24 protein-coding genes are annotated in these 23,549 nt (G+C 70.2%); 5 read left to right on the top strand and 19 right to left on the bottom strand.

Features of this window, described 5'->3' with window-relative positions; all coding sequences use genetic code 11:
* Positions 1–88: 88 nt before the first annotated feature.
* The gene (gene plsY, locus PO78_RS02125) at positions 89–697 is read right to left on the bottom strand and encodes a glycerol-3-phosphate 1-O-acyltransferase PlsY (RefSeq protein WP_004323472.1); all 609 of its coding nucleotides are present in this window, start codon (positions 695–697) and stop codon (positions 89–91) included.
* A gap of 167 nt (positions 698–864) precedes the next feature.
* Between plsY and PO78_RS02130 the strand changes: the two genes are divergently transcribed.
* A complete protein-coding gene (locus PO78_RS02130; protein WP_004323471.1) occupies positions 865–1,239 on the top strand; it encodes a dihydroneopterin aldolase in 375 nt (124 codons plus the stop codon).
* 19 nt (positions 1,240–1,258) lie between these two features.
* Here the strand turns inward: PO78_RS02130 and ybaK are convergent, their stop codons facing one another.
* The 9 genes from ybaK to PO78_RS02175 form a co-directional block, all read right to left on the bottom strand.
* Entirely contained in the window at positions 1,259–1,747 is a 489-nt protein-coding gene (gene ybaK / locus PO78_RS02135; RefSeq protein ID WP_004323469.1) for a Cys-tRNA(Pro) deacylase, read from the bottom strand.
* A gap of 115 nt (positions 1,748–1,862) precedes the next feature.
* Complete coding sequence (xerD, locus tag PO78_RS02140; protein ID WP_004323467.1) at positions 1,863–2,792, bottom strand: site-specific tyrosine recombinase XerD; 930 nt, start codon at positions 2,790–2,792, stop codon at positions 1,863–1,865.
* Positions 2,789–3,277 (bottom strand): methylated-DNA--[protein]-cysteine S-methyltransferase, encoded by a 489-nt coding sequence (locus tag PO78_RS02145; RefSeq protein WP_004323466.1) that lies wholly within the window; start codon positions 3,275–3,277, stop codon positions 2,789–2,791. The genes xerD and PO78_RS02145 overlap by 4 nt, the downstream gene beginning before the upstream one ends.
* Positions 3,278–3,291: 14 nt before the next feature.
* Entirely contained in the window at positions 3,292–3,876 is a 585-nt protein-coding gene (locus tag PO78_RS02150; RefSeq protein WP_004323464.1) for a chalcone isomerase family protein, read from the bottom strand.
* Positions 3,877–3,911: 35 nt separating this feature from the next.
* Entirely contained in the window at positions 3,912–5,189 is a 1,278-nt protein-coding gene (locus PO78_RS02155) for a glutamate-5-semialdehyde dehydrogenase (protein WP_004323462.1), read from the bottom strand.
* A 109-nt stretch (positions 5,190–5,298) separates the two neighbouring features.
* Entirely contained in the window at positions 5,299–6,309 is a 1,011-nt protein-coding gene (gene holA / locus PO78_RS02160) for a DNA polymerase III subunit delta (RefSeq protein WP_004323460.1), read from the bottom strand.
* A gap of 19 nt (positions 6,310–6,328) precedes the next feature.
* On the bottom strand, positions 6,329–6,856 hold the full coding sequence (locus PO78_RS02165; RefSeq protein ID WP_043741842.1) for an LPS-assembly lipoprotein LptE: 528 nt from the start codon (positions 6,854–6,856) through the stop codon (positions 6,329–6,331).
* An 11-nt stretch (positions 6,857–6,867) separates the two neighbouring features.
* Entirely contained in the window at positions 6,868–9,495 is a 2,628-nt protein-coding gene (gene leuS, locus PO78_RS02170; RefSeq protein ID WP_043741843.1) for a leucine--tRNA ligase, read from the bottom strand.
* Positions 9,496–9,760: 265 nt separating this feature from the next.
* Positions 9,761–10,090 (bottom strand): hypothetical protein, encoded by a 330-nt coding sequence (locus tag PO78_RS02175; protein ID WP_004323696.1) that lies wholly within the window; start codon positions 10,088–10,090, stop codon positions 9,761–9,763.
* A gap of 342 nt (positions 10,091–10,432) precedes the next feature.
* On the opposite strand from PO78_RS02175, the gene PO78_RS02180 reads away from it, so the two are divergent.
* Positions 10,433–12,667 carry a UvrD-helicase domain-containing protein gene (locus PO78_RS02180; RefSeq protein WP_043741845.1) on the top strand — a complete coding sequence of 745 codons (2,235 nt, stop codon included), beginning with the start codon at positions 10,433–10,435 and terminating at the stop codon, positions 12,665–12,667.
* Positions 12,668–12,707: 40 nt separating this feature from the next.
* Here PO78_RS02180 and PO78_RS02185 read toward each other — a convergent pair whose 3' ends face one another.
* The 5 genes from PO78_RS02185 to PO78_RS02205 all read right to left on the bottom strand — a co-directional run bounded on the left by PO78_RS02185 (position 12,708) and on the right by PO78_RS02205 (position 16,983).
* Positions 12,708–13,586 carry an HDOD domain-containing protein gene (locus PO78_RS02185; protein WP_043741847.1) on the bottom strand — a complete coding sequence of 293 codons (879 nt, stop codon included), beginning with the start codon at positions 13,584–13,586 and terminating at the stop codon, positions 12,708–12,710.
* A gap of 191 nt (positions 13,587–13,777) precedes the next feature.
* Positions 13,778–15,175: a phosphomannomutase/phosphoglucomutase gene (locus tag PO78_RS02190; RefSeq protein ID WP_043741848.1), complete on the bottom strand. Its 1,398-nt coding sequence runs from the start codon at positions 15,173–15,175 to the stop codon at positions 13,778–13,780.
* Between the two features lie 134 nt (positions 15,176–15,309).
* On the bottom strand, positions 15,310–15,738 hold the full coding sequence (locus tag PO78_RS02195) for a YybH family protein (protein WP_004324122.1): 429 nt from the start codon (positions 15,736–15,738) through the stop codon (positions 15,310–15,312).
* A gap of 99 nt (positions 15,739–15,837) precedes the next feature.
* Positions 15,838–16,038 carry a zinc-finger domain-containing protein gene (locus PO78_RS02200; RefSeq protein ID WP_004324121.1) on the bottom strand — a complete coding sequence of 67 codons (201 nt, stop codon included), beginning with the start codon at positions 16,036–16,038 and terminating at the stop codon, positions 15,838–15,840.
* A 24-nt stretch (positions 16,039–16,062) separates the two neighbouring features.
* The gene (locus PO78_RS02205) at positions 16,063–16,983 is read right to left on the bottom strand and encodes a branched-chain amino acid transaminase (protein WP_012584918.1); all 921 of its coding nucleotides are present in this window, start codon (positions 16,981–16,983) and stop codon (positions 16,063–16,065) included.
* Positions 16,984–17,222: 239 nt separating this feature from the next.
* Here PO78_RS02205 and PO78_RS02210 point away from each other — a divergent pair, with 239 nt between their 5' ends.
* From PO78_RS02210 to mnmA, 3 genes are read left to right on the top strand one after another with little or no spacing between them, the layout of a single operon-like run.
* A complete protein-coding gene (locus PO78_RS02210; RefSeq protein ID WP_004324116.1) occupies positions 17,223–17,675 on the top strand; it encodes an NUDIX hydrolase in 453 nt (150 codons plus the stop codon).
* A gap of 8 nt (positions 17,676–17,683) precedes the next feature.
* Entirely contained in the window at positions 17,684–18,367 is a 684-nt protein-coding gene (locus PO78_RS02215) for a hypothetical protein (protein WP_082047677.1), read from the top strand.
* 28 nt (positions 18,368–18,395) lie between these two features.
* A complete protein-coding gene (gene mnmA / locus PO78_RS02220; protein ID WP_004324112.1) occupies positions 18,396–19,493 on the top strand; it encodes a tRNA 2-thiouridine(34) synthase MnmA in 1,098 nt (365 codons plus the stop codon).
* A gap of 81 nt (positions 19,494–19,574) precedes the next feature.
* Here the strand turns inward: mnmA and PO78_RS02225 are convergent, their stop codons facing one another.
* From PO78_RS02225 to PO78_RS02240, 4 genes are all read right to left on the bottom strand, one after another.
* Entirely contained in the window at positions 19,575–20,531 is a 957-nt protein-coding gene (locus PO78_RS02225; protein WP_043741892.1) for a hypothetical protein, read from the bottom strand.
* Positions 20,532–20,583: 52 nt separating this feature from the next.
* On the bottom strand, positions 20,584–21,150 hold the full coding sequence (locus tag PO78_RS02230; protein WP_004324107.1) for a DUF2062 domain-containing protein: 567 nt from the start codon (positions 21,148–21,150) through the stop codon (positions 20,584–20,586).
* Positions 21,151–21,349: 199 nt separating this feature from the next.
* Positions 21,350–21,802, bottom strand: coding sequence for a SixA phosphatase family protein (locus PO78_RS02235; protein WP_040829532.1), 453 nt, complete (start codon positions 21,800–21,802; stop codon positions 21,350–21,352).
* Between the two features lie 95 nt (positions 21,803–21,897).
* The gene (locus PO78_RS02240) at positions 21,898–23,427 is read right to left on the bottom strand and encodes a CYTH and CHAD domain-containing protein (RefSeq protein ID WP_043741849.1); all 1,530 of its coding nucleotides are present in this window, start codon (positions 23,425–23,427) and stop codon (positions 21,898–21,900) included.
* Positions 23,428–23,549: the final 122 nt, after the last annotated feature.

The following is a 23,549-nucleotide window of genomic DNA, read 5'->3' on the forward strand; positions in this document are numbered from 1 at the left end:
ACCCGGCGCCCGGCATCAGAGCCGCCGCTCCTCCCCCGCATTCGCGCCTGCGGGCGCTCCTGCATGGACCTCCGCGCGCCCGGAGGCCTTACGCCGCCGGCCCGTCCTTCTTCTTGCCGCCGATCTTGCCCTCGGTGCCGGCGCGCAGGCGGGCGATGTTCTCCTTGTGGCGCCAGAACAGCACCGCCGTCATCACCGCGAGCAGGCCGACCGCCGGCTTGGCGCCGAGGAAGAGCAGGCCCGCGAGGGGCGCGGCGAGCGCCGCCGACAGCGCCGCGGCCGAGGAGTAGCGCGTGGTGTAGGCCACCATAAGCCAGATCACCGCGCAGAAGATCGCGATGCGTGCGTCGACCCCGGCGAGTACGCCGAGCGCGGTGGCCACGCCCTTGCCGCCGTTGAAGCGCAGGAAGAGCGAGAACACGTGGCCGAGGAAGGCGGCCAGCCCGGCGAGCGCGGCGATGTCCGGCTCGAAGCCGAGGCGCAGCGCCGCCCACACCGCCAGCCAGCCCTTGAGCGCGTCGCCGAGCAGGGTGAGCACGGCCGCGGCCTTGTTGCCGCTGCGCAGCACGTTGGTCGCGCCGGGGTTGCCCGAGCCGTACTTGCGCGGATCTTCCAGGCCGAACAGGCGGCTGGTGACGATCGCGAAGGGAATGGAGCCGAGCAGGTAGGCGGCGACGATCAGAAGCAGGGTGGACATCTTGGCTCCACTGCCCGCCGGCGGGCAGCTCGAAAGGGACGGAAGGGGGGAGGGGGCATCCGGCACGCCTCGCCTGTCACAAGCCGGCACCGATGGTGTGCGACAGCTTTTCCGGGCGCGCGCGCGGGGGCGCGTTAGAATCCGGACGATTCTAAACGGGAAGCAGCATGGATTTCATCTTCATCGAGGAACTGCGGGTCAAGGCCTGGGTCGGCATCTACGCGCGCGAGAAGACCGGCCCGCAGACGGTCGAGCTGAACCTCACCTTCGGCGTTCCCGACGCCGCCGCAGAGCACGACGACATCGCCGACACCATCGACTATGCGGTGGTGACCGAGCGCATTCGCCGCGAGCTCGGCGAGCGCCACTTCAACCTCATCGAGAGTCTGGGCGAGTTCGTCGTCAAGCTGCTGTTCGAGGAGTTCGGCGCGCCCTGGGTCAAGCTCAAGGTGGGCAAGATCGGGGTGATGAAGGATGTGCGCCGCGTCGGCGTCTATATCCAGCGCAGCAAGGCGGGTGTGGTCGTACCGCCGGCCGCCTGAGCGCCCGCGTGCGCTCGCTTCAGTTCGCCACCTGCACCAGCCTGGGCTGGAGCACGCGCAGCAGGTCGTGCGGGTGGATCCCGACCAGGAAGCCGCGCCGCCCGCCGTTGATGTAGACCAGCGGCAGATCGAGCACGGTGCGCTCCATGTACACCGGCATCTTCTTGCGCGTGCCGAAGGGCGAGGTGCCGCCCACCAGATAGCCGCTGTGGCGGTTCGCGGTCTCCGGCTTGCAGGTCTCGACGTGCTTGCACGGGATCTGGCGCGCGAGCTCCTTGGTGGACACCTTGTGGTCGCCATGCATCAGCACCACCATCGGCTGCGCGTTCTCGTCCTCCATGATCAGGGTCTTGACCACCGCGTGCTCGGGCACGTTGAGTTCGCGCGAAGACACCGTGGTGCCGCCGTGCTCCTCGTATTCGTAGAGGTGGCTGGAGAAGGCGACGCCGTGCTGGCGCAGGAAGCGGGTGGCGGGGGTCTCGGGGGCGTGGGCTTCGTTTCTGCTCATGATCGGACGGCCTGTCGGGCGCGCCGCCGCGAGCGGGCGGCGCGGTCTCCACATTGTAGTGCCATCCGCCATGCCGGGGCGTATGGACGCGTCGCCCCGGCCGCGGCCGGCGCGCTCATGCGCGCGGATGGTGGCGCGCGTGCAGCTGCTTGAGGCGCTCGCGCGCGACGTGGGTGTAGATCTGCGTGGTCGAGATGTCGGCGTGGCCGAGCAGCAGCTGCACCACGCGCAGGTCGGCGCCGTGGTTGAGCAGGTGGGTGGCGAAGGCGTGGCGCAGGGTGTGGGGCGAGATGCGCTCGGGCGCGATGCCGGCGGCGAGGGCGTAGTGCTTGATCAGGCGCCAGAACATCTGGCGCGACATCGCCGCCCCCAGGCGGGTCACGAAGATCTCGTCGCAGCTGCGGCCGGCGAGCAGGACCGGGCGTGCCTCGGCCAGGTAGCGCTGCAGCCAGTCGGCGGCGATCTCGCCGAGCGGCACCAGGCGCTCCTTGCTGCCCTTGCCCATGACCCGCACCACGCCCTCATTCACCCCCACCGCGAAGATCTTCAGGCCGACCAGCTCGGAGACCCGCAGGCCGGCGGCGTAGAGCACCTCCAGCATGCAGCGGTCGCGCAGGCCTTGCGGGGTGTCGAGCGCGGGAGCGGCGAGCAGGGCCTCGACCTGGGGCTCGCTCAGGGTCTTGGGAAAGCGTTCGGCCGCGCGCGGGGTGTCGATCGCCAGCGTGGGGTCCTCGGCGATCTCGCGGTTGGCGAGGAGCAGGCGGTAATAGCGCCGCCACGCGGCGATCAGCCGGCGTTGGCTCGCCGGCTTCGCGGCGCGGCTGAATTCGGCGAGGTAGGCGGCGAGGTCCGCGCCGGCGGCGGCGGGCAGGCGTTGCGCACGCGTCTCCAGCCAGGCGGCGAAGCGGGCGAGGTCGCTGCGGTAGCCGGCGAGGGTGTTCCTGGCCAGCCCGTGCTCGAGCCAGAGCGCATCGGCGAAGCGGTCGAGCTCGGCGCGGTGCGCGGGCTGCAGGCCGGCTTCGCGTGCCGGCGCGCGTCCGCTCACAGCGCCCCTTCGAAAGCGAGCAGCCAGCGCTTGACGTCGAGGAGCCAGCCTTCGCGGGCGTTGGCGAAGCCACCGAGCCCGGCGGCCGAGGTCACGCGGTGGCAGGGCACGATCAGGGGAAAGGGGTTGGCGCCGCAGGCCTGGCCGACCGCGCGCGGCGCGCTGTCCAGGCTGGCGGCGAGCTCGCCGTAGGTTGCGGTACGTCCGCGCGGGATTGCCGCGATGGCCGTCCATACGCGACGACGGAAGGGCGTGCCGCAGGGTGCGAGCGGCACCGGGAAGGGCTGGTCGGGGTCGTCGATCCAGGCGCGCAGCGCGTGCGCCGCGGCGCCGGCGCTGGCGTTGCGCGGTTCGTGCAAGGGCGTGCCCGGAGGCAGGAAGACGAGCTCCTGCACCTGCCCGTCGTGCGCGCGGATGCCGAAGGGGCCGAAGGGCAGCGCGATCACGGCGTCGAATACGGACGCGGGAGCACGGCCCGCCGTCATGGCGAGTTCCTGCCTCACTGCGGATTCTTGAGCAGCGCCTCGCGCAGCTCGCTGTCGGCCGGGCGCTCGCCCAGCCAGATGCGCAGCAGCGCGGGATAGAAGGCGGCGTCGGCGATGTCCTCGCCCTGCTGCTTCGTATCGACCAGCAGCCGGGTGGCGCCGTTGCCGAGGCGATCGAGCACGATCTCGGTGCCGGCCTTGACCTCGCCGACCGCGGCGAGCGCGCCCAGCAGCGCGTCGGTGGCGGGCTTGAGCGCGGCCAGCGCGGCGTCGTCGTGGTTCTTCTCGAGCCCGGTCTGCAGGGCATCGCCGAACTGCTTCGCCTCGAGGTCGCGGATCGGCACGATGCGGATGCGCTTCTCGCCTTTGTCGGCCAGGATCGCGCCGGCCTCGGCGAGCGGGGCGCGCAGGTACAGGCCCATCGCATAGACCTTGAAGCCGAGCCGGGTGCGCAGGCCGGCGCCGTTGAGCTCGAGCGTGCGCTGCTGCACGGTCTGCTGCGGGGCGAACTCGACGTTGCCGACCTTGACGGCGGCCTGGGCGAGGCTGGCCGAGAGCAGGGCGGCGACGATCAGGCTGCGGAGGATGCGGATGCTCATGGGGTTCCTTGTCGGGGTGGTTCCATTTGGCAGTGTCAGCGGCGGACTTCGCCGTTGCCGAACACGATCCATTTCTGGCTGGTAAGGCCCTCCAGGCCGACCGGGCCGCGGGCGTGGATCTTGTCGGTGGAGATGCCGATCTCCGCGCCGAGGCCGTACTCGAAGCCGTCGGCGAAGCGGGTGGAGGCATTGACCATCACCGAGGATGAATCTACCTCGCGCAGGAAGCGCATGGCGTGGGAATAGTTCTCGGTGACGATCGCTTCGGTGTGGCCCGAACTGCAGGTGTTGATGTGCTCGATCGCCTCGTCGAGGCCGGCGACGATCTTCACCGCGATGATCGGGGCGAGGTATTCCTCGCGCCAGTCGGCCGCGGTCGCCTCCACCAGCTTCGCCCCGGCGATGCCGGCCTCGCGCAGGAGGGCGAGCGACTCGGCGCAGCAGCGCATCTCCACGCCCTTGGCGGCGAGCGTGCGGGCGATCTCGGGCAGGTAGATGTCGGCGACGTCGCGCGCCACCAGCAGCGATTCGGCGGTGTTGCAGGTGCCATAGCGCTGGGTCTTGGAGTTCTCGACGATGGGTACGACCTTGGCAGGGTCGGCCTCATCGTCGATATAAACATGGCAGTTGCCGTCGAGGTGCTTGATCACCGGCACGCGCGCGTCCCTGGAGATGCGCTCGATCAGGCCCTTGCCCCCGCGCGGCACGATCACGTCGACGAACTCGGGCATGGTGATCAGCGCACCGACGGCCTCGCGGTCGGTGATCTCGACCACCTGCACCGCGTGTTCGGGCAGACCGGCCGCCAGCAGGCCGGCGCGCACGCAGGCGGCGATCGCGCGGTTGGCGTGGATCGCCTCCTTGCCGCCGCGCAGGATCGCGGCATTGCCGGATTTGAGGCACAGCGCCGCGGCGTCGGCGGTGACGTTGGGGCGGGCCTCGTAGATGATGCCGATCACGCCCAGCGGCACGCGCATCTTGCCGAGCGCGATGCCGGAGGGGCGGCGCTTGATGTCGCTCATCTCGCCCACCGGGTCGGGCAGCGCGGCGACCTGCTCGAGGCCGGCGGCCATGGACTCGATGCCTTTCTCGTCCAGCGTCAGGCGGTCGATCAGCGCCGGCTCCAGGCCGGCGGCACGCGCCTCGTCGAGGTCTTGGGCATTGGCGGCGAGCAGTTCGGCGCGGCGGGCGCGGATCTCGGCGGCCATCGCGATCAGGGCGGCGTTCTTGGCCGCGGTGGAGGCGGCGGCGAGCACGCGCGAGGCGGCGCGGGCCTGGCGGCCCAGGGTCTGCATGTAGTGCTGGATGTCCATGGGGGCTCTTCTTCGGCGTCGGTCGCGGCATCCACGGACGCCGCGGGGCAAATCCGCATTAAATCATCGAACCGGATGCGGATGAAGCCTGGCGCGGGTCGGCCGCGGTTCAGCCGCGGCGCGCCAGGCGCAGCGCGAGCTGGAGGAACTCGTCCCACAGGTCGCCGCTGGCGAGGCCCTTGATCATGCGGTCGATGCGCGCCGCGTGCATCAGCGCGGCGCGCAGATGGCCCTGGCCGAGGCGACCGAGGGCACGGGTCATGGCCTGCTGGCGGCGCGGATCGAAGATGCGCTCGGCCTTGAACAGGGCGGCCAGGGGCTGGCCGGCGTCGCGGCCCGCGCTCAGGGTGGCGAGGCTGCGTGTCTCGTGCGCGAGCGCCCACAGCACCAGCGGGGGGGCGGCGCCCTCACCCTCGAGGCCTTCGAGCAGGCGGGCGCAGCGCGCCGGGTCGCCCTCGACGACCGCCAGGCGCAGCTTGTCGATGTCGTAGCGGGCGACGTCGAGCACCGCGTCCTGCACCTGCTCGAGCGTGAGCGCGCCCTCGCCGTGCAGCAGGCCGAGCTTGAGGATCTCCTGGTGGGCGGCGAGCAGGTTGCCTTCGACGTGATCGGCAATGAAGGCGAGCGCCTCGGGCGGGGCGGACTGCTTCTGCGCGGCGAGCCGGCGCGCGACCCACTCGGGCAGACGTTCGCGTTCGGGGGCGTGGAGTTCCAGCGTCGTCGCGGCGTCGGCCAGGCCCTTGAACCAGGCGGTCTTGCGCGTCGCCCAATCGACTTCGGGCAGGGTGACCAGGGTCAGGGTCTGGGAAGGCAGGTGGGCGATGTAGCGCTGCAGCGCATCGCCGCCGTCGCGGCCGGGCTTGCCCGTCGGGATGCGCAGGTCGATCAGCTTGGCGCCGCCGAAGAGCGACAGGTTGCCCGCGGCGAGGGCGAGCGCGTCCCACTTGAAGCCGTGGCCGACGACCAGGGTCTCGCGCTCCTCGTAGCCCTGGCGACGGGCTGCGGCGCGGATTGCGTCGGCAGCCTCGAGCACCAGCAGCGGCTCGTTGCCGTGCAGCAGCCAGAGCGGCGCGAGCGGGCGCTCGAGCTGGGCGGCGAGCTGGTCGGGGCGCAGGTTCACGCGGGGCGGCGGAACGGGTTCAGCCGCTGCGGCGGGCGGCGGCGAGGCGGCGCATGAGCTGCTGCACCAGGTCGTTCTGCATGTCGCGGTAGAGCAAGGCCTCTTCCTGTTCCTTGCCGAGCACCTGACTGTCGTCGAAGGTGTACTCGCGCCGCGCCGTCAGGCTGGTGGGCGGGATCAGCGCCTTGCCCGCGCGGTCGAGGAGCTGGAAGCGCAAGGACTGGACGAGCTGGTACTCGCGCACCTTGCCCGCACCGGTGAGGCTGAGGATCTCGCGGCCGCGGTCGTTGGAGAGGATCTGCAGGCGGGCTTCGGCCTTGGCTGCGTCCTCCTCGACCCGGGTGGTGCCGGTGGTGGCGACGAGGCGACGCAGCTGGGCGCCGAATTCGCTCTGCTCCGGCACGCTGATGTGCACGGTCGCAAAGTCGAGCGCCTGCGGGCCGCGCAGGCGAAAGCCACAGCCCGACAGCAGCAGCGCCGCGGCACCGAGGGCGCCACCGAGCAGGCGCCGCCGCGCGGTGGCCATGACGGGACCAGGAGCAGTCATGCCGCGCTTCCTCAAACGACGATGTTGACCAGGCGGCCGGGCACGACGACCACCTTCTTCGCCGGCTTGCCCTCCATGAACTTCTGCGCCGCTTCCGAAGCGAGGGCGAGCGCCTCGATGTCGGCCTTCGCCGCGTCGGCCGCGACCTCGAGGCTGCCGCGCAGCTTGCCGTTGACCTGCAGCATCAGCTCGATCTCGTCCCGCTTCAGCGCGTCCTCGCTGACCTCGGGCCACTGCGCCGCCAGGATGTCGGTGCCGAAGCCGCAGTCCTGCCACAGCGCGTGGCAGATGTGCGGGGTGATCGGCGACAGGAGGCGCAGCAGGATGGAGAAGCCTTCTTCGGCGACCTCGGCGTGCGCCGCCGGCTCGGTGCCGGCCAGATCCTTGTGCGCCTTCTCGAGCGCGTTGAGGATCTTCATCGCCGCCGACACCACCGTGTTGAACTGGTGCTTGCCGAAGTCGTAGCTCGCCTGCTTGAGGTGGGTGTGCACCTCGCGGCGCACGTCGGCCGCGGCGACGGGCAGCGTGCCGGCGGCGAGCGCGCGCGTGGCCGGCAGCGCGGCGCGCGTGGCGGTGGCGAAGGTGTGGCCGTAGTTCCACACCCGGCGCAGGAAGCGCGAAGCGCCCTCGACGCCGGAGTCGGACCACTCGAGCTGCTGGTCGGGCGGCGCGGCGAACATCATGAAGAGACGCGCGGTGTCGGCGCCGTACTGGTCCACCAGCGACTGCGGGTCGACGCCGTTGTTCTTCGACTTCGACATCTTCTCGGTGCCGCCGATGACCACCGGCAGGCCGTCGGATTCGAGTTTCGCGGCGACGATGCGGCCGCGCTCGTCACGCTCGACGACCACGTCGGCCGGGTTGATCCACTGCTTCTTGCCGCCGTCGATCTCGCGGTAATAGGTCTCGGCCACCACCATGCCCTGGGTGAGCAGCGCGCTGAAGGGCTCGGAGACCTTCACCAGGCCGCAGTCGCGCATCGCGCGGGTGAAGAAGCGCGAGTACAGCAGGTGCAGGATGGCGTGCTCGATGCCGCCGATGTACTGGTCGACCGGCGCCCAGTAGTTCACGCGCGCGTCCACCATCGCAGTCGTGCTGTCGGCGCAGGCGTAGCGCAGGAAGTACCACGACGACTCCACGAAGGTGTCCATGGTGTCGGTCTCGCGCTTGGCCGGCTTGCCGCACTTCGGGCAGCTGCATTCGTAGAACGAGGCCATCTTGGCCAGCGGCGAGCCGCGGCCGGTGATCTCGACGTTCTCGGGCAGCACGACCGGGAGCTGTTCGTCCGGGACCGGCACGTCGCCGCAGTCGGCGCAGTGGATCATCGGGATCGGGCAGCCCCAGTAGCGCTGGCGCGAGATGCCCCAGTCGCGCAGGCGGAACTGCACGCGCTTGGCGCCCAGACCACGGGCTTCGAGGTCGGCGGAGATCGCATCGACCGCGCCCTGGAAATCCAGGCCATCGTACTTGCCGGAATTCACCAGGCGGCCGTAATCGGCGTAGGCGTCCTGCCACGGGGCGACGGTGTCGGCGTAGGCGTCCGCGCCGACCACCATGCGGATCGGCAGCTCGTACTTGGTGGCAAAGGCGAAGTCGCGCTCATCGTGCGCCGGCACCGCCATCACCGCGCCTTCGCCGTAGCCCATCAGCACGTAGTTGGCGACCCACACCTCGAGCGGCTCGTCGGAAAGCGGATGGCGCACCTTGAGGCCGGTGGGCATGCCCTTCTTTTCCATCGTGGCGATGTCGGCCTCGGCGACGCCGCCGCGCTTGCATTCCTCGATGAACTCGGCGAGCGCCGGGTTGCTGGCCGCGGCCTGGGTGGCGAGCGGATGCTCGGCGGCCACCGCGACATAGGTCGCGCCCATCAGGGTGTCGGCACGGGTGGTGAATACCTTCAGCGCGCCCTCGTGACCGATGCTGGAAACGTCGAACGGGAAGCTGATCTCCACGCCTTCCGAGCGGCCGATCCAGTTCTTCTGCATCAGTTTGACCTGCTCCGGCCAGTCCGGCAGGTCGTCGAGCGCGGACAGCAGTTCGTCCGCGTAGGCGGTGATCTTCATGTAGTACATGGGGATCTCGCGCTTCTCGACGAGCGCGCCCGAGCGCCAGCCGCGGCCGTCGATGACCTGCTCGTTGGCGAGCACGGTCTCGTCCACAGGGTCCCAGTTGACCGTGCCGAGGCGCTTGTAGATCAGGCCCTTCTCGTACAGGCGGGTGAACAGCCACTGCTCCCAGCGGTAGTACTCGGGGGTGCAGGTGGCGAGCTCGCGCGACCAGTCGATGGCGAAGCCGAGGCGCTTCAACTGCGCCTTCATGTAGTCGATGTTGGCGTAGGTCCACTTCGCCGGCGGCACGTTGTTCTGGATCGCGGCGTTCTCGGCCGGCATGCCGAAGGCGTCCCAGCCCATGGGCTGCAGCACGTTGTAGCCCTTCATGCGGTGGAAGCGCGCGAGCACGTCGCCGATGGTGTAGTTGCGCACGTGCCCCATGTGCAGCTTGCCCGAGGGGTAGGGGAACATCGACAGGCAGTAGTACTTCGGACGGCTGGCATCCTCGGTCACGCGGAAGGCGTCGGTGGAGTCCCAGTGCTGCTGGGCGGCCGTCTCGAGGGCGGCGGGCTGGTATTTTTCCTGCATGGCGGGCGCGCGGGCTGGATGACGTTGAAAACACGCCAGTATACCTTGAAGCGCGACACCGGGCGCTCCCGATGCCTGCCGCGACAGGCCGGGCCAAGGCAGGGCTCGCCGCGAAGCCCGCGCGGCGCGCAAACAGGCTTGGTGCGGGCAAAAAAATGGCGCTCCGCGTGGGCGGAGCGCCGAATCTCCATTGAAGGAGGGAGGGAGACAAGCAAGCGTTGTCGCGCCGCTGGCGCGGCGCGAGGGGTTCGGGGCGGGGTGCCGCTTACGCGGCGCGGCGGTGGTCGGCGCCGTGCTGGCGCTGCCAGCTTGCGTGGAAGGCCGAGAACAGGTCTTCCATGGCGATCAGCGGCAGGCGCCACATGCGGTTCTGGGTGCGGACGTAGGACTGCACGCGCGGCGCGCACAGCGTGCTGCGCTCTTCTTCGAGCAGACGCACGAAGTGATCCATGGCCGCACCCCAGTATTCGGCATTGCCGACCCAGCCGGTTTCGGCGGTGGCTTCGCGCACGGCCTTGCGCCACAGGGTTTCGGCGCGCTCGATCGAGACGCCCGCTTTGCGGGCATACCAGGGCAGCAGTTTGGGCGTTTTCATGATGCGTTCTCCGTCGGGGCCGGGTGTGGCCCTCGTTTCGGCAACCGCCTTCTGGGCGGAGGCCTTATCAAAAAATGTTGTGGCGCAATAGTAGCCGGGCGCCCGGGTTAGTTCCTTGATTCTGCACAATTCCGACCAGTCTTTCCGTGAGAAAGTTCCGGGATTCCGATTCGTTTGGTGCAGTGCACAACTTCAATTTAGCGCAAGCTCGGGATCCTGCAAACACGTTGTTGCTGCGACGCAACATCATGTTGTGTCCTTTTCTCTCCGCGCTGTCCCCGGCCTGCCGTATCGGCCTCGTCCCCCGGGGTCGATACAATGCCGGCTCGAAGAGGAAACGCGATGTCCACCCTGCTGAGCAACCTGAACCCCGAACAACTGCAGGCGGTGAGCCTGCCCGCGCAACACGCCCTGATCCTGGCCGGAGCCGGCTCGGGCAAGACGCGCGTGCTCACCACCCGCATCGCCTGGCTGATCCAGTCCGGCCAAGTCGACCCGGCCGGCATCCTCGCGGTTACATTTACCAACAAAGCCGCCAAGGAAATGCTCGCCCGCCTCGGCGCGATGCTGCCGGTGAGCACCCGCGGCATGTGGATCGGCACCTTCCACGGCCTGGCCAACCGCCTGTTGCGCGCCCACCACCGCGACGCCGGGTTGCCGCAGCTCTTCCAGATCCTCGACTCGGCTGACCAGCTCGCCGCGATCAAGCGCCTGCTGAAGACCTTGAACGTCGACGACGAGAAGTTCCCTCCGCGCGAGCTCCAGCATTTCATCAACGGCCAGAAGGAAGCCGGCAACCGCCCGCACGTGGTCGAGGCCTGGGACGACTACACCCGCCTGCGCGTGCAGCTCTACCAGGAGTATGAGGCGCAGTGCCAGCGCGAGTCTGTTGTGGATTTTGCGGAGTTGCTGCTGCGCAGCCACGAACTGCTCGAGCGCAACGAGCCGCTGCGCCGCCACTACCAGCGCCGCTTCCGCCACATCCTGGTCGACGAGTTCCAGGACACCAACCGCCTGCAGTACCGCTGGTTGAAGCTCTTCGCCGACGAGGGCCGTGAAGGCGGTGCGGCAATGTTCTGCGTCGGCGACGACGACCAGAGCATCTACCGCTTCCGCGGCGCCGAGGTCGGCAACATGCGCGATTTCGAGCGCGAGTTCCGGGTGAACAACGTGATCCGCCTGGAGCAGAACTACCGCTCGCACGCCAACATCCTCGACGCCGCCAACGCGATCATCCTTCACAACAGCAACCGCCTCGGCAAGAACCTGTGGACCGACCAGGGCGCGGGCGAGCCGATCCGTGTCTTCGAGGCCTATGCGGATGCCGACGAGGCGCGCTGGATCGTCGAGGAGATCCAGTCCCTGGTGCGCGACGGCGCGCTGCGCAGCGAGATCGCGCTGCTCTACCGCTCCAACGCGCAGTCGCGCGTGCTCGAGCACCAGCTCTTCGCGGCCGGCATTCCCTACCGCGTGTATGGCGGGCTGCGCTTCTTCGAGCGCCAGGAGATCAAGCACGCGCTCGCCTACCTGCGCCTGATCGCCAACCCCGACGACGACACCTCGTTCGCCCGCGTGGTGAACTTTCCCACCCGCGGCATCGGCGCGCGCTCGCTCGAGGTGCTGGCCGACGCCGCGCGCACGTACAGCACCAGTCTCTACGCCACCGTGCCGCATCTGTCCGGCAAGCCCGGCAGCGCGCTCGCGGTCTTCGTGCGCCTGGTCGAGGAGCTGCGCCGCGACACCGCCGGCCTGCCGCTGCCCGAGCTGGTCGATCATGTGCTCGACCTGAGCGGGCTGCGCGCGCACTACAAGGCCGACAAGGAGGGCCGCGAGCGCCTCGAGAACCTCGACGAACTGATCAACGCCGCGGCCAACTTCCTCGCCGAGGCGCAGGCCCAGGCGGGCGCCGGCGAGGCGCAGCCGCACGCGCTGCTGGCGGATTTCCTCGCCCACGCCTCGCTGGAGGCGGGCGACCACCAGGCCGACCAGGGCGCGGACGCGGTGCAGCTGATGACCGTGCATGCGGCCAAGGGTCTGGAGTTCGACGTGGTCTTCCTGTCCGGGCTGGAGGAGGGCCTGTTCCCGCACGAGAACAGCATCCTCGAGCAGGACGGGCTGGAGGAGGAGCGCCGCCTGATGTACGTAGCGGTGACGCGGGCGCGCGAGCGCCTGTACCTGAGTTTCGCGCAGAGCCGCATGCTGCACGGGCAGACGCGCTACAACCTGCGCTCGCGCTTCCTGGAGGAGATCCCCGCCGGGCTGACCAAATGGCTCACCCCGCCCCAGCCGCGCTCGGCCGCCGGCGGCGCGATGGGCGGGATGGGCGGGGGCTACTTCAAGCCCTCGGCCAAGTCCGCGGTGGGGAGCACGCCGCAGGTGCAGCGCGCGCCGCGCCCGGCCTTCGCCACGCTGCCCGGCGGCCTGCGCATCGGCCAGGCGGTGGCGCATGCGAAATTCGGCCAGGGCGTGATCGTTGCCGCCGAAGGCAGCGGCAGCGATGCCAAGGTGCAGATCAACTTCGGCCCTGCGGGGGTGAAGTGGCTGCTGCTCGGAGTGGCCAAGCTGGAGCCGGTGTGAGCGGCGCGCGTCCGCCGGCGGCGGCGCATCCGCGCGGCGCTCAGGCCGGGAGGTCCTCGCCTTGGCGATCGAGCGCGTAGAGCAGGTCGTCGGCGAGGTCGTCGAGCTCGGTCGGCGCGTAGCCCAGGAAGCGCGCCACCGCCTCGCGCCCCTTGTCCCACTCGGCATCGCGCCGGGTGCGCAGGTGGGTGCCGGCGACGTACTCGGCCACCAGGTTGAGCGCGATCAGGGTTTGCGCCTCGACCTCCAGGCCGGAGTCGGGGGAGAACACCGAGTAGTCGTGATGGCACAGGATGCCGGTGCACACCGCGTCGGTGAGGCCCCAGGAGCGCGCGAGCAGGTAGCCGATGGTGGCGTGGTTGGTGTCGAGCGCCTCGTCCTCGACATCGGTGAACCAGCGCCCGGTGGCCTGGTTGGCCGTGGCCAGGATGCGCTTGTATTCGGGGAAGCGCCTGACCAGCAGCGGGATGCCGCAGTCGTGGAAGAGGCCGAAGGTGTAGGCGGTCTCCGGGCGCGCGATGCCGGTGCGGCGGGCGAGCATCGCGCTCGCCTGCGCGGTGCAGCGCGAGCTGTCCCAGAAGCGTTCGAGCGCGGCGCCGGGGTCGGCGATGTTGCTGCGCAGTAACGCCTCCTGGACGAGGTTGGCGAGCATGCCGAAGCCGAGCATGCGGATTGCGTCGTCGATCGAGGCGATCCGCCGCCCGCTGCCGAAGTAGGGCGAATTGGCCGAGCGCACCACCACCGCGGCCAGCCCGACGTCCTGGCCGATCAGCGCGGCGATGCGCTTGCCGCTGACCTGCGGCTGGCGGAACTCGTCCATGAGCTGGGCGAGGACGCCGGGGCAGGACGGGATGTCGATGCCCTTCTGGGCCTGCCTGCTGTCGCGTGCGCGTGCTTCGCGCTGTTCCCGTGCCGTCATGGACTGCCTCGCTCGCCTTGGATTGGGTAAAAAGAATCTTCGGATTGTGCGCTGCAACTGATGTGAGCAGCGTGCTTTTTTTCGCGTTTGCTGTCCGCTTGCCCGGATCGCCGCGTGCCGCGCGCGCCGATGCCGGATGGGCGGGCCGGTCGGCGCCCGGCGGGCGTGCGCGCGGGCGCTCGTCCGTGGCCTCAGAACGGCAGCGCGAGTCCGGGCCAGACTGCGTCGAGCGCGCGCCGGAACGCCGCCTCGATCGAGGCGAGCGCCGCGGCGTCGTCGGCCTCGAAGCGCAGCACCACCATCGGCGTGGTGTTCGAGGGGCGGGCGAGGCCGAAGCCGTGGGCGAACTCCACCCGCAGGCCGTCGAGCGTGATCACCTCGCGCGCTTCGGCGAAGCACGAGGGCGTGGCGAGCGCGGCCTCGCGCAGCCGGCGCACCAGCTCGAAGGGCTCGCCCTCCTGCATCTTCAGGTTCAGCTCCGGGGTGCTCGTCGCGTCGGGCAGCGCCTTCAGCGCGGCGTTGGCGTCGGCGCGGGCGGAGAGGATCTCGAGCAGGCGGGCGCCCGCGTAGAGGCCGTCGTCGAAGCCGTACCAGCGCTCCTTGAAGAACATGTGGCCGCTCATCTCGCCGGCGAGTGCGGCGCCGGTCTCCTGCAGCTTCGCCTTGAGCAGCGCGTGGCCGGTCTTCCACATCGTCGGCCGGCCGCCGTGCGCGCGGATCCACGGCGCCAGATTGCGGGTGCACTTGACGTCGTAGAGGATCTCGCCGCCCGGTACGCGGGCGAGTACGTCCGCGGCGAAGAGCATGAGCTGGCGATCCGGGAAGACGATCTCGCCGTCCTTGCACACCACGCCGAGGCGGTCGCCGTCGCCGTCGAAGGCCAGGCCCAGCTCGGCGTCGGTCTCGCGCAGCGCGCGGATGACGTCCTGCAGGTTCTCCGGCCGCGACGGGTCGGGGTGGTGATTGGGAAAGCGGCCGTCGACCTCGCAGAACAGCTCGACGACCTCGCAGCCCAGGCGGCGGAAGAGTTCGGGCGCGACGGCGCCGGCCACGCCGTTGCCGCAGTCGAGCACGATCTTCAGCGGGCGCGCGAGCTCGATGTCGCCGACGATGCGGTCGAGGTAGGCGGCGCGCACGTCGGCGCCGCGCAGCGCGCCGGCACCCTCGACGAGGTCGTCCTCGGCGATGCGCCGGCGCAGGTCCTGGATCGCCTCGCCGTGCAGGGTGCGGCCGTCGAGCACGATCTTGAGGCCGTTGTAGGCGGGCGGGTTGTGGCTGCCGGTGACCGACACGCAGGAGGCGCAGCCGAGCTCGAAGGCGGCGAAGTAGGTGAGCGGGGTGGGCACGCAGCCGATGTCGATCACGTCGATGCCGGCGGCGCGGATGCCCGCGGTCAGCGCGCCGGCCAGCGCCGGGCCGGACAGGCGGCCGTCGCGGCCCACCGCGATCGCGCGCTGGCCGCGCACCGCGGCTTCGGAGCCGATCGCGTGGCCGATCGCGCGCACCGCCGTGGGAGTCAGCACGGTGTCGACGATGCCGCGGATGTCGTAGGCCTTGAAAAGCTCTGCTGCGGGCAGGGGGTGGCGCATGGGCGGTTCCAGGCAGGGCGAAGGCGGGGAAGCTCGCCCGGCGATGCCGGCCCGGGCGGCGGTTGGCGCGATTCTAGGCCGCGAAGCGCGACCGGGTCACGCCGCCGCGGACGAGTCGCCGTGCGCGGGCGGGCTCAGTGCAGCACGCGCGGCGTCGAATCCTCGGGACCCGAGATCTCGGGCACCGGCGAGGCGTGGTGCAGCACCATGCGCCAGCCGTCGGCGCCGCGCACGAAGACGTTGGTCGCGGCGATGGTCGCGGTACGCGGGGTGGGACCGTCGGTGGCGAGGCGCTCGAGCACGCAGTGCATCGCCATCATCGCGGTGGAGCTGGTCACCGCATGGCTGATGTCGATGCGGATGCGGGCGCCGTCGGCGAGGATCTGCCGCCAGATCTCGCGCACCGCGGCCAGGCCGACGATGCGCGGGCCGCCCGGCTGGACGCAGACGACCTCCTCCTCTTCCGACCAGACGGCCATCAAGGCCTCGAAGTCGCCCTCGGAGAGTGCGCGGTAGAAGGCGGCTTCCGCTTCGAGGGCGGTGGTGAAGACAGGTCTGCTCAAGGTTGTGTTGTTATTGTGGGTGGATCGTAAAGACCACGGGGGCCGCAGCCCCCGTGGTCCGGTCGGGTCGCGGGCCATTCCGGCCCGGCACCCGGGTTCTCAGTGATGGCCCTTGGGGCGCTCGCCGTTGAACACGTAGTGCGCGCTGCAGTACGGGCAGACCGCCTCGCCGGTCTTCAGGATGTCGAGGAACACGCGCGGGTGGCGGGCCCACAGCGGCGCGCCCGGCGGCGGGCAGTGCAGCGGCAGGTCCTTGGCGGTGGTGACGACGGCCTGGGTCTTGTCGGTGTTCTCAACCATGACGGAATCCTCGGAGCGTGGAAATCAGACGTGGGCGAGCCAGTGCGCGTATTCGGGCGCACGGCCGTTGACGACGTCGAAGAAGCGGGTCTGGATCTTCTCGGTGACCGGGCCGCGCCTGCCTTCGCCGATCTGGCGGTCGTCGAGCTCGCGGATCGGGGTGACCTCGGCGGCGGTGCCGGTGAAGAAGGCCTCGTCGGCGAGGTAGATGTCGTCGCGGGTCAGGCGCTTGGTGCCGACCTCGTAGCCGAGCTCGCGCGCGATCACGTGGATGGAGTCGCGGGTGATGCCGGTGAGCGCGGAGGCGATCTCGGGCTCGTAGATGCGGCCGTCCTTGACGATGAAGAGGTTCTCGCCTGCGCCCTCGGCGACGAAGCCCTGGTTGTCGAGCAGCAGGGCCTCGTCGTAGCCCATGCGGGTGACCTCGAGGTTGGCGAGGATCGAGTTCGGGTAGGTCGCCGACAGCTTGGCGCGCGGCATCGTCGAGTTGACGTGGTGGCGGGTGTAGGACGAGGTCTTCACACGGATGCCCTTCTGCAGGCCTTCCTCGCCGAGGTAGGCGCCCCAGGGCCAGGCCGCGATCGCGACATGGACGCGCGCGCCGAGCGTGGAGATGCCCATCTTTTCCGAGCCGTAGAAGGCGATCGGGCGCAGGTAGCAGGACTCGAGCTTGTTCGCGCGCACGACCTCCTTCTGCGCCTCCATGAGTTCATCCTTGGAATAGGGGATGTCCATCATGTAGATCTTGCCGGAATTGATCAGGCGCTGGGTGTGCTCGGCGAGGCGGAAGATCGCGGTGCCGCTGACGGTGTTGTAGGCACGGACGCCCTCGAACACGGCGAGGCCGTAGTGGAGCGAGTGGGTGAGGACGTGGGTGGTCGCCTCGCGCCACGGAACGAGCTTGCCGTCCTGCCAGATGAAGCCGTCGCGGTCAGCCATGGACATGATGAAGATCTCCGCCTTGAAAAATGTTCGCTGGATGGGTTCGTCGCGCACCCTCGATCGTCCACGGGGCGCAAAGCCTTCGGATTCTAGCGTAAAGCCGTGCCGAGGACGCGGGCCGCGCGCAAAGCCGCGACCGTCGTCGCAGACCGGGCGCCAGCGCGGTCGACGGGCAAGCGGTGCTCCTCCATCCCCGGTGGTGCGCGCTAGAATGCGGGCCTTCATGCGCCTGGAGCATCGAAGTGAAGGATCGTCCCTGGAAACCCAATGTCACCGTCGCCGCCATCATCGAGCGCGACGGCCGCTTCCTGCTCGTCGAGGAGGAGACGCCCGAAGGCCTGCGCTTCAATCAGCCTGCCGGCCACCTCGAGGAGGGCGAGTCCCTGCTGCAGGCCACGGTGCGCGAGGTGCTGGAAGAGACCGCCCACCACTTCGAGCCGGAATACCTGGTCGGCATCTATCAGTGGACCCGCCCCCAGGGCGACATCACCTACCTGCGCTTCGCCTACGGCGGGCGTCTGTGCGGCGAGGAGTCCGGGCGCAGGCTGGACGAGGGCATCGTGCGCGCGGTGTGGCTGACGCTCGACGAGGTGCGCGCATGCGCCGATCGCCACCGCAGCCCGCTGATCCTGCAGTGCATCGAGGACTGGATCGCCGGGCAGCGCCATCCGCTGGCGCTGGTGCATCACCGCTGAACGGGATGATGGCGCCTGCGCTCCGCCTGCTGCTGCCCGCGCTGCTCGCCCTGCCGGCGACGACGTGGGCGATGGCGGGGGCGCAGGGCCCCGCCGGCGGTGCGCGCGTCAACATCTGCTACAACTACGGCTGCGCGAGCGAGGGCAGCGTGCGCGTGCGCGAGTCCACCCTGCGCCGGATCGGCGAACGCCTCGCTGCGGCACGCAGCGCCGGGGAGGAGCGCGCGCGCCTCGCCGAGGCGGTGGGCGGGCTGTACCGGGTGGCCGCGACCCAGACGGCGATCGCGGCCGACCGCGCCGGCAACCTGCTCGACGAGGGCGCGGACGGGCGCATGGACTGCATCGATCACTCGACCTCCACGACCCGGCTGCTGCAGCTGCTCGAGGCGCGCGGCGCGCTGCGCTTCCATCGCGTGGTCGAACCGGCGCGCCGCACCCGGCTGATCCTGCAGCATTTCAGCGCGGTGATCGAAGCGCTGTCGGTGGAGGAGCGCTTCGAGCGCCTGCCGCCCGGCCAGGCGTTGGCGGGCTGCAACTGCACCGAGGACGGGCTGGTGATCGGAGAGATGGACGGCGACGACCGTCCGGGACAACGTTACGTGGTCGACAGTTGGTTCGTCGACAATGGCGAGCCGGCGGTCGTGCTGCCGCTCGCGGAATGGCTCAACGGAGGTGGACCGAATGTCCAGTAGTCGGCATGGAAGGCAGGACGGGGCGGGGATGAAGGTGGTGGTCGGCATGTCCGGCGGGGTGGACTCGGCGGTGACCGCGCTGCTGCTGAAACGCCAGGGCTACCAGGTCACCGGGCTGTTCATGAAGAACTGGGAGGACGACGACGATTCGGAATATTGCTCGACGCGGCAGGACCTCGTCGACGTGGCCTCGGTGTGCGACGTGATCGGCATCGACCTCGAGGTGGTCAACTTCAGCGCCGAATACAAGGACCGCGTGTTCGCCGACTTCCTGCACGAGTACGAGGCCGGGCGCACGCCCAACCCGGACGTGCTGTGCAACTCCGAGATCAAGTTCCGCTGCTTCCTCGACCACGCCATGCAGCTCGGTGCCGAACGCATCGCCACCGGCCACTACGCCCAGGTGCGCGAGTGGGCCAACGACGGCCGCAGCGAGTACCAGCTGCTCAAGGCCGAGGACGGCACCAAGGATCAGAGCTACTTCCTCTACCGGCTCAACCAGGAGCAGCTCGCCAAGACGATGTTCCCGCTCGGCGCGCTGTACAAGCGCGAGGTGCGCCGGATCGCCGCCGAGGCCGGGCTGCACGTGGCCGAGAAGAAGGACTCCACCGGCATCTGCTTCATCGGCGAGCGCCCCTTCCGCGAGTTCCTGATGCGCTACCTGCCGACCCGGCCGGGCGAGATCCGCGCGCTCGACGACGGCCGCGTGCTCGGCGAGCACCAGGGCCTGATGTACCACACCATCGGCCAGCGCAAGGGCCTCCACATCGGCGGCCTCAAGGGCCACCAGGACGAGGCGGGCGAACACGAGGCCTGGTACGTGGCGCAGAAGGACGTCAAGGCCAACGTGCTCTACGTGGTCCAGGGCCACGCCCACCCCGCGCTGCTCAGGGACCACCTGGTCGCCGGCGAGCTGAACTGGATCGCCGGACGCGACCCGCACTCCCACTGGGTGTACACCGCCAAGCCACGCTACCGCACCCCCGACCAGCCCTGCGAGATCGACCGCATCGCCGACGGCCGCGCCGAGATCGCCTTCGCCCAGCCGCAGTGGGCGGTGACCCCCGGGCAGAGCGTCGTGGTCTACGAGTCGAAGGTGTGCCTGGGCGGCGGGATCATCCTGTGAGGCGCGAGCGGCCTCTCCCGTAGGAGCGACGCAAGTCGCGATGCTTCTCCGCGCACGCCCCCGCTCGCGCGCGCTGTTTGTTTACGCGCGCGTCTCGCCCAGGCCCACGTCGGCGGCAGCGAGCGGGGGATGCGAGGCCGCCTGCGCGCGTGCCGCGAAGGTCTCGCAGCGCTCGATGAACTCGCGCGCGCTCTTGGGCATGGTCACGCGTGCGCGGATGATGTCGGTGACCAGGTTGCGCCCCTGCAGGATCAGGTGCAGGCCGTCGGCGGCGAGCTGGCGGGTGCACTCGTCGGCGCCCGGGCCGAGCGCCGGCGTGAGCGCGGCGAGGCGCTCCGAGGCGGTGACGAACTCCGCCCACACGTCGAAGATGTCCGGGTCGGTGCGCAAGGTCTCGCACTTGATCTTGGCGATGCGCGCGAACTCGAACACCAGCGGCTCGATTCCGCGGAAGAGCGGCGTCGTGGCGAAGGTGGCGGCCATCACTGCAGCGATGCGGTCGACCTCGCGCAGCGCCTGGGCGATCTTGATGTAGCGGCTCTCGTAGAAGGCCTCGACCGGGATCGAGAAGGCGCGGAAGGGCTCGCCCCACAGCTCGTCGATGCCCTCGTCGCCGCTGCGGTGCAGCACCAGGCGGCCGAGCTTGAGCGCCTCCTGCAGGCAGCCGCCGCATTCGCGCATGAGCGGGTTGTCGGTGGCGATCTCGATGCCCAGCTCCTGCAACTCCACCAGCTTGGTGAAGATGTCGGTGGCGCGGTTGAACAGCGCGCCCGCGTACATCGCGCCCTTGACGCGCTTGCGCGCGGGGTCCTCCTCGGTCTCGTAGGCGCGGCGCGCATCGTCGAGGCGTTTGCCGGGGATGTTGATGCCGTGCTCGACATGGTTGAACAGGCGCCGGGTGAGCGCCTGGATCAGCCGCTTCTTGGCGTCGAGCGTGTCCGCCGGCGGCTCGTAGGCCTTGAGCCAGTAGCCGTCGTAGTAGATGCGGCGGACGCCGTCGATGATCGCGACCGTACCGTCGGGGATGCACTCTTCCATGGCCATGGCCGTCCGTTGGGCGGATGAGGGGATGCGAAGGATACGCCCGCGTTCAGGCGCTTCCAATAGCCTGCGCGGATGCGCGCGCGCTGCGCTCGCGGCGCTGGCGGCGACGACGGGCGGCGACGCGGAGCCGCCACACCAGCTGCGTGCCCCAGTAGGCGACGAGCGCGCCCGTCACCGCCATGATCACCATGCCGACCAGCAGCGGCTGGCCGATGCCGCCGATCCAGGCCCAGGCTTGGGCGAGCGAGTCGATGGCGCGCACCGGCGCCTCGACGTCGTCCGCGGTGAGCGCGGCTGGCGTGCGGCGGCCGATCACGCCCGCGCCGAGCTGGTAGGCGAAGTAGTAGAGCGGACCGTAGGTGAGCGGATTGCTGACCAGCGTGGAGGCTGCCGCGATCAGCAGGTTGCCGCGCAGCAGCAGCGAGGCGATCGCTGCCGCCGGGATTTGCGCGATCGGGATCATCAGCCCGAAGAACACGCCCATCGCCACGCCGCGTGCCACCGAGCGCCGGTTGACGTGCCACAGCAGCGGGTCGTGCAGGCGCGGCCCCAGCCAGCGCAGCATGCGACTTTGCGTGATGGCCTCGCGAGTGGGCAGAAAGCGTTCGAGCATGGTCCGTTCCGGAAGGAAGACGGCATCTTACGCATTGCATCGCAAAGCACAAGCGAGCCCTCCACGGGCTTCGAGGACCGTGCGCGAGCCTGCCGTCCGGGATATTTCACGACGGGTTGGACCGTGCTCGCGGCGAGGAATTCAATGGGAGCGCCAGGCGTGAGCAGCGGGGCGCCCCGCGCTCCTCACGCCTGGCGCCTTACACCAGCTCGCTGGGAATCACCGCGCGCAGCACCGTCTGCGTCTCGTCCTCGCGCACGCGGTTGGTAAACCACCACAGCGCACCCTTCTTGATCGTCCAGTCGGCCTCGCTGCCCGACAGCAGCAGCGCGCACAGACGGCCAAGGGCGGGCTGGTGGCCGACCACCAGGGCGGCGCCGTTGCCCTCGGGCCAGCCGGTGGCGGCGAGGATGTCCGCGACGTTGCCGTCCGGGCCCAGGCCGCCGACGATCTCGAAGTCGTCGGTGAAGGCGGTCGCGGTCTGGCGGGTGCGCAGCGTGGGGCTGACCAGTACCTTCAGGTTCTTCGGCCGGTTGTCTTCCAGCCAACGCGCCATGCGACGCGCCTGCTTGAGACCGCGGGGGGTGAGTTCGCGGGTGTGGTCGGGGCTGCCGTCCACCGCTTCCGCGTGACGCCAGAGCAGCAGGTCCATGTCGTTCATCCGGGGTTCGAGGGCGCGCATCATCGGCGGCTGCGGTTACAGCACGATGACCGCGGTCTGTCGCGCCGCCGCCGTGGGGCGCCGTCTCACCACGGCTTGCCGCCCCACAGCAGCGGCTCGCACTCGCGCAGCACGCGGCGGCGCAGGCGGGCGTAGCGCGGGGCGTGCCAGCCGAGCACGAAGGCCGCGGCCGCGGCGAGCGCGGGCTGCGTTCGCGACCAGTCGGCCAGGCGCTGGTGCGCGGTGTCGACGTCCTGCAGGAAGCCGAGCGTGGTCTGCGCGCGCACCACGCCGTCGAGATAGCGGGTGATGCTCCTGGTGCCGAACAGCGGCGCGAAGAACTCGACGCCGTAGCGCAGCATCTTGAAGTCGATGCGCAGCGCGTGCAGGCGGGTGGGCTCCAGGCTGGCCGCTGCCCGGGCGCCGCGGCGGGCGCGCTTGCGCAGCCGGTCGAGGCGCAGGCGGGCGAAGCTGCGCAGGTCGGCGGCTTCGGCGAGGCTGTCGGCACGCAGGCGGTGGAGTGCGGCGGTGAACTCCAGCAGCAGCCGGCCCTGGGTGGCGAGGTCGAGGCTGACGCCGGCGTGGTGGCGGGCGCTTGCGCGCGCCGTGCGCACGGTCTCGAGCAGGGCCGCCATCGAGGCTGCGTCGGCGAGGCCCTCGGGGGTCACCGGCTCGAGCAGCTCGGCGTGGAACACATCCAGGTCGCGCGCATCGCCGAAGCGGTTGGCGTTGTCGCGCAGGCGGGCGTTCCAGGTGCCGGCGAAGGTCGCGGGCAGGGCGGGTGCGAAGATCTTGAGCAGCGCGCGCAGGCGGCGATGGGCGACGCGCAGCTGGTGGATGTTGTCGGGGTCGATCGCGTCGGGGTCGCCCTGCGCGAGCGCGGTCGCGGCGTTGCCCTGCCACTGGCGCACGCAGGACAGTGCCAGGCCCTGGAAGGCCTCGACCACGTTCTGGCCGGGCTCGAGCGTGGAGATCTCGGAGCGCAGCGCGCCCGCGGGCGTGTCGAGGAAAAGGCGGTAGCCGCGTTCGGCCTTGGAGAGGTCGGCCGGCATCAGCGGCAGGTCCTGCGCGAGCGTGCAGGCGAGGTCGAGGAGGTCCTGCGCGCGCCCGCTCTCGAGTTCCAGCTCGAGTTCGCAGATCTCCGCCTCGCGCTCGACGCCCTCCGGGGTGCGCACATGCACCGCGCCGGTGTCGATCATCAGCAGGATGGACACGCCCGCCTGCGGGACGAGTCGCCGCGTCTCGCGGCGGAAGCGGGTGGTGAACACCGGCACCAGTTCTGCGCGGTGGCGTTCGAGCAGACGCGCGGTGGCGGGGTCGTCGACCGGCGTGAAATCGAAGCCGCCGGTCCACGCGGTCTCCCACTCCGGCCGCTGCGACAGCCCGCCGCTCGATACCGCCGCGCATTTCACCGTCTGCAGCATCTGGCGGCCCTGGCGGCGGGTGCGCACGGCCACCTTGCGCGCCTTGAGCTGCAGCTTCGGGGTGTCGTAGTAGGTGTTGTCGAGGGTGAGGGCGTTGCCGCATTTCTCCGCCGCGGCCACCAGCGGGTGGCGGCGCAGCGCCGGGAGCGCGCGCCTGGGCAGCGCGAGCTTGAGTTCGATTTCGTGGCTCATGGAGGTCGCCCGCGGGCGGGCGCTGGAAGACAGGTGCCCTGGATTCTAGACGCCGGCCCGCGGGGCGTCATGCGCGCTTTTGCGACGTGAAATATTTCACTTTCCCGCGCTGGGCCTGCAGC

Origin of the sequence: Thauera sp. SWB20 (genome assembly GCF_000831325.1) — a bacterium.
GTDB lineage: Bacteria > Pseudomonadota > Gammaproteobacteria > Burkholderiales > Rhodocyclaceae > Thauera > Thauera aminoaromatica.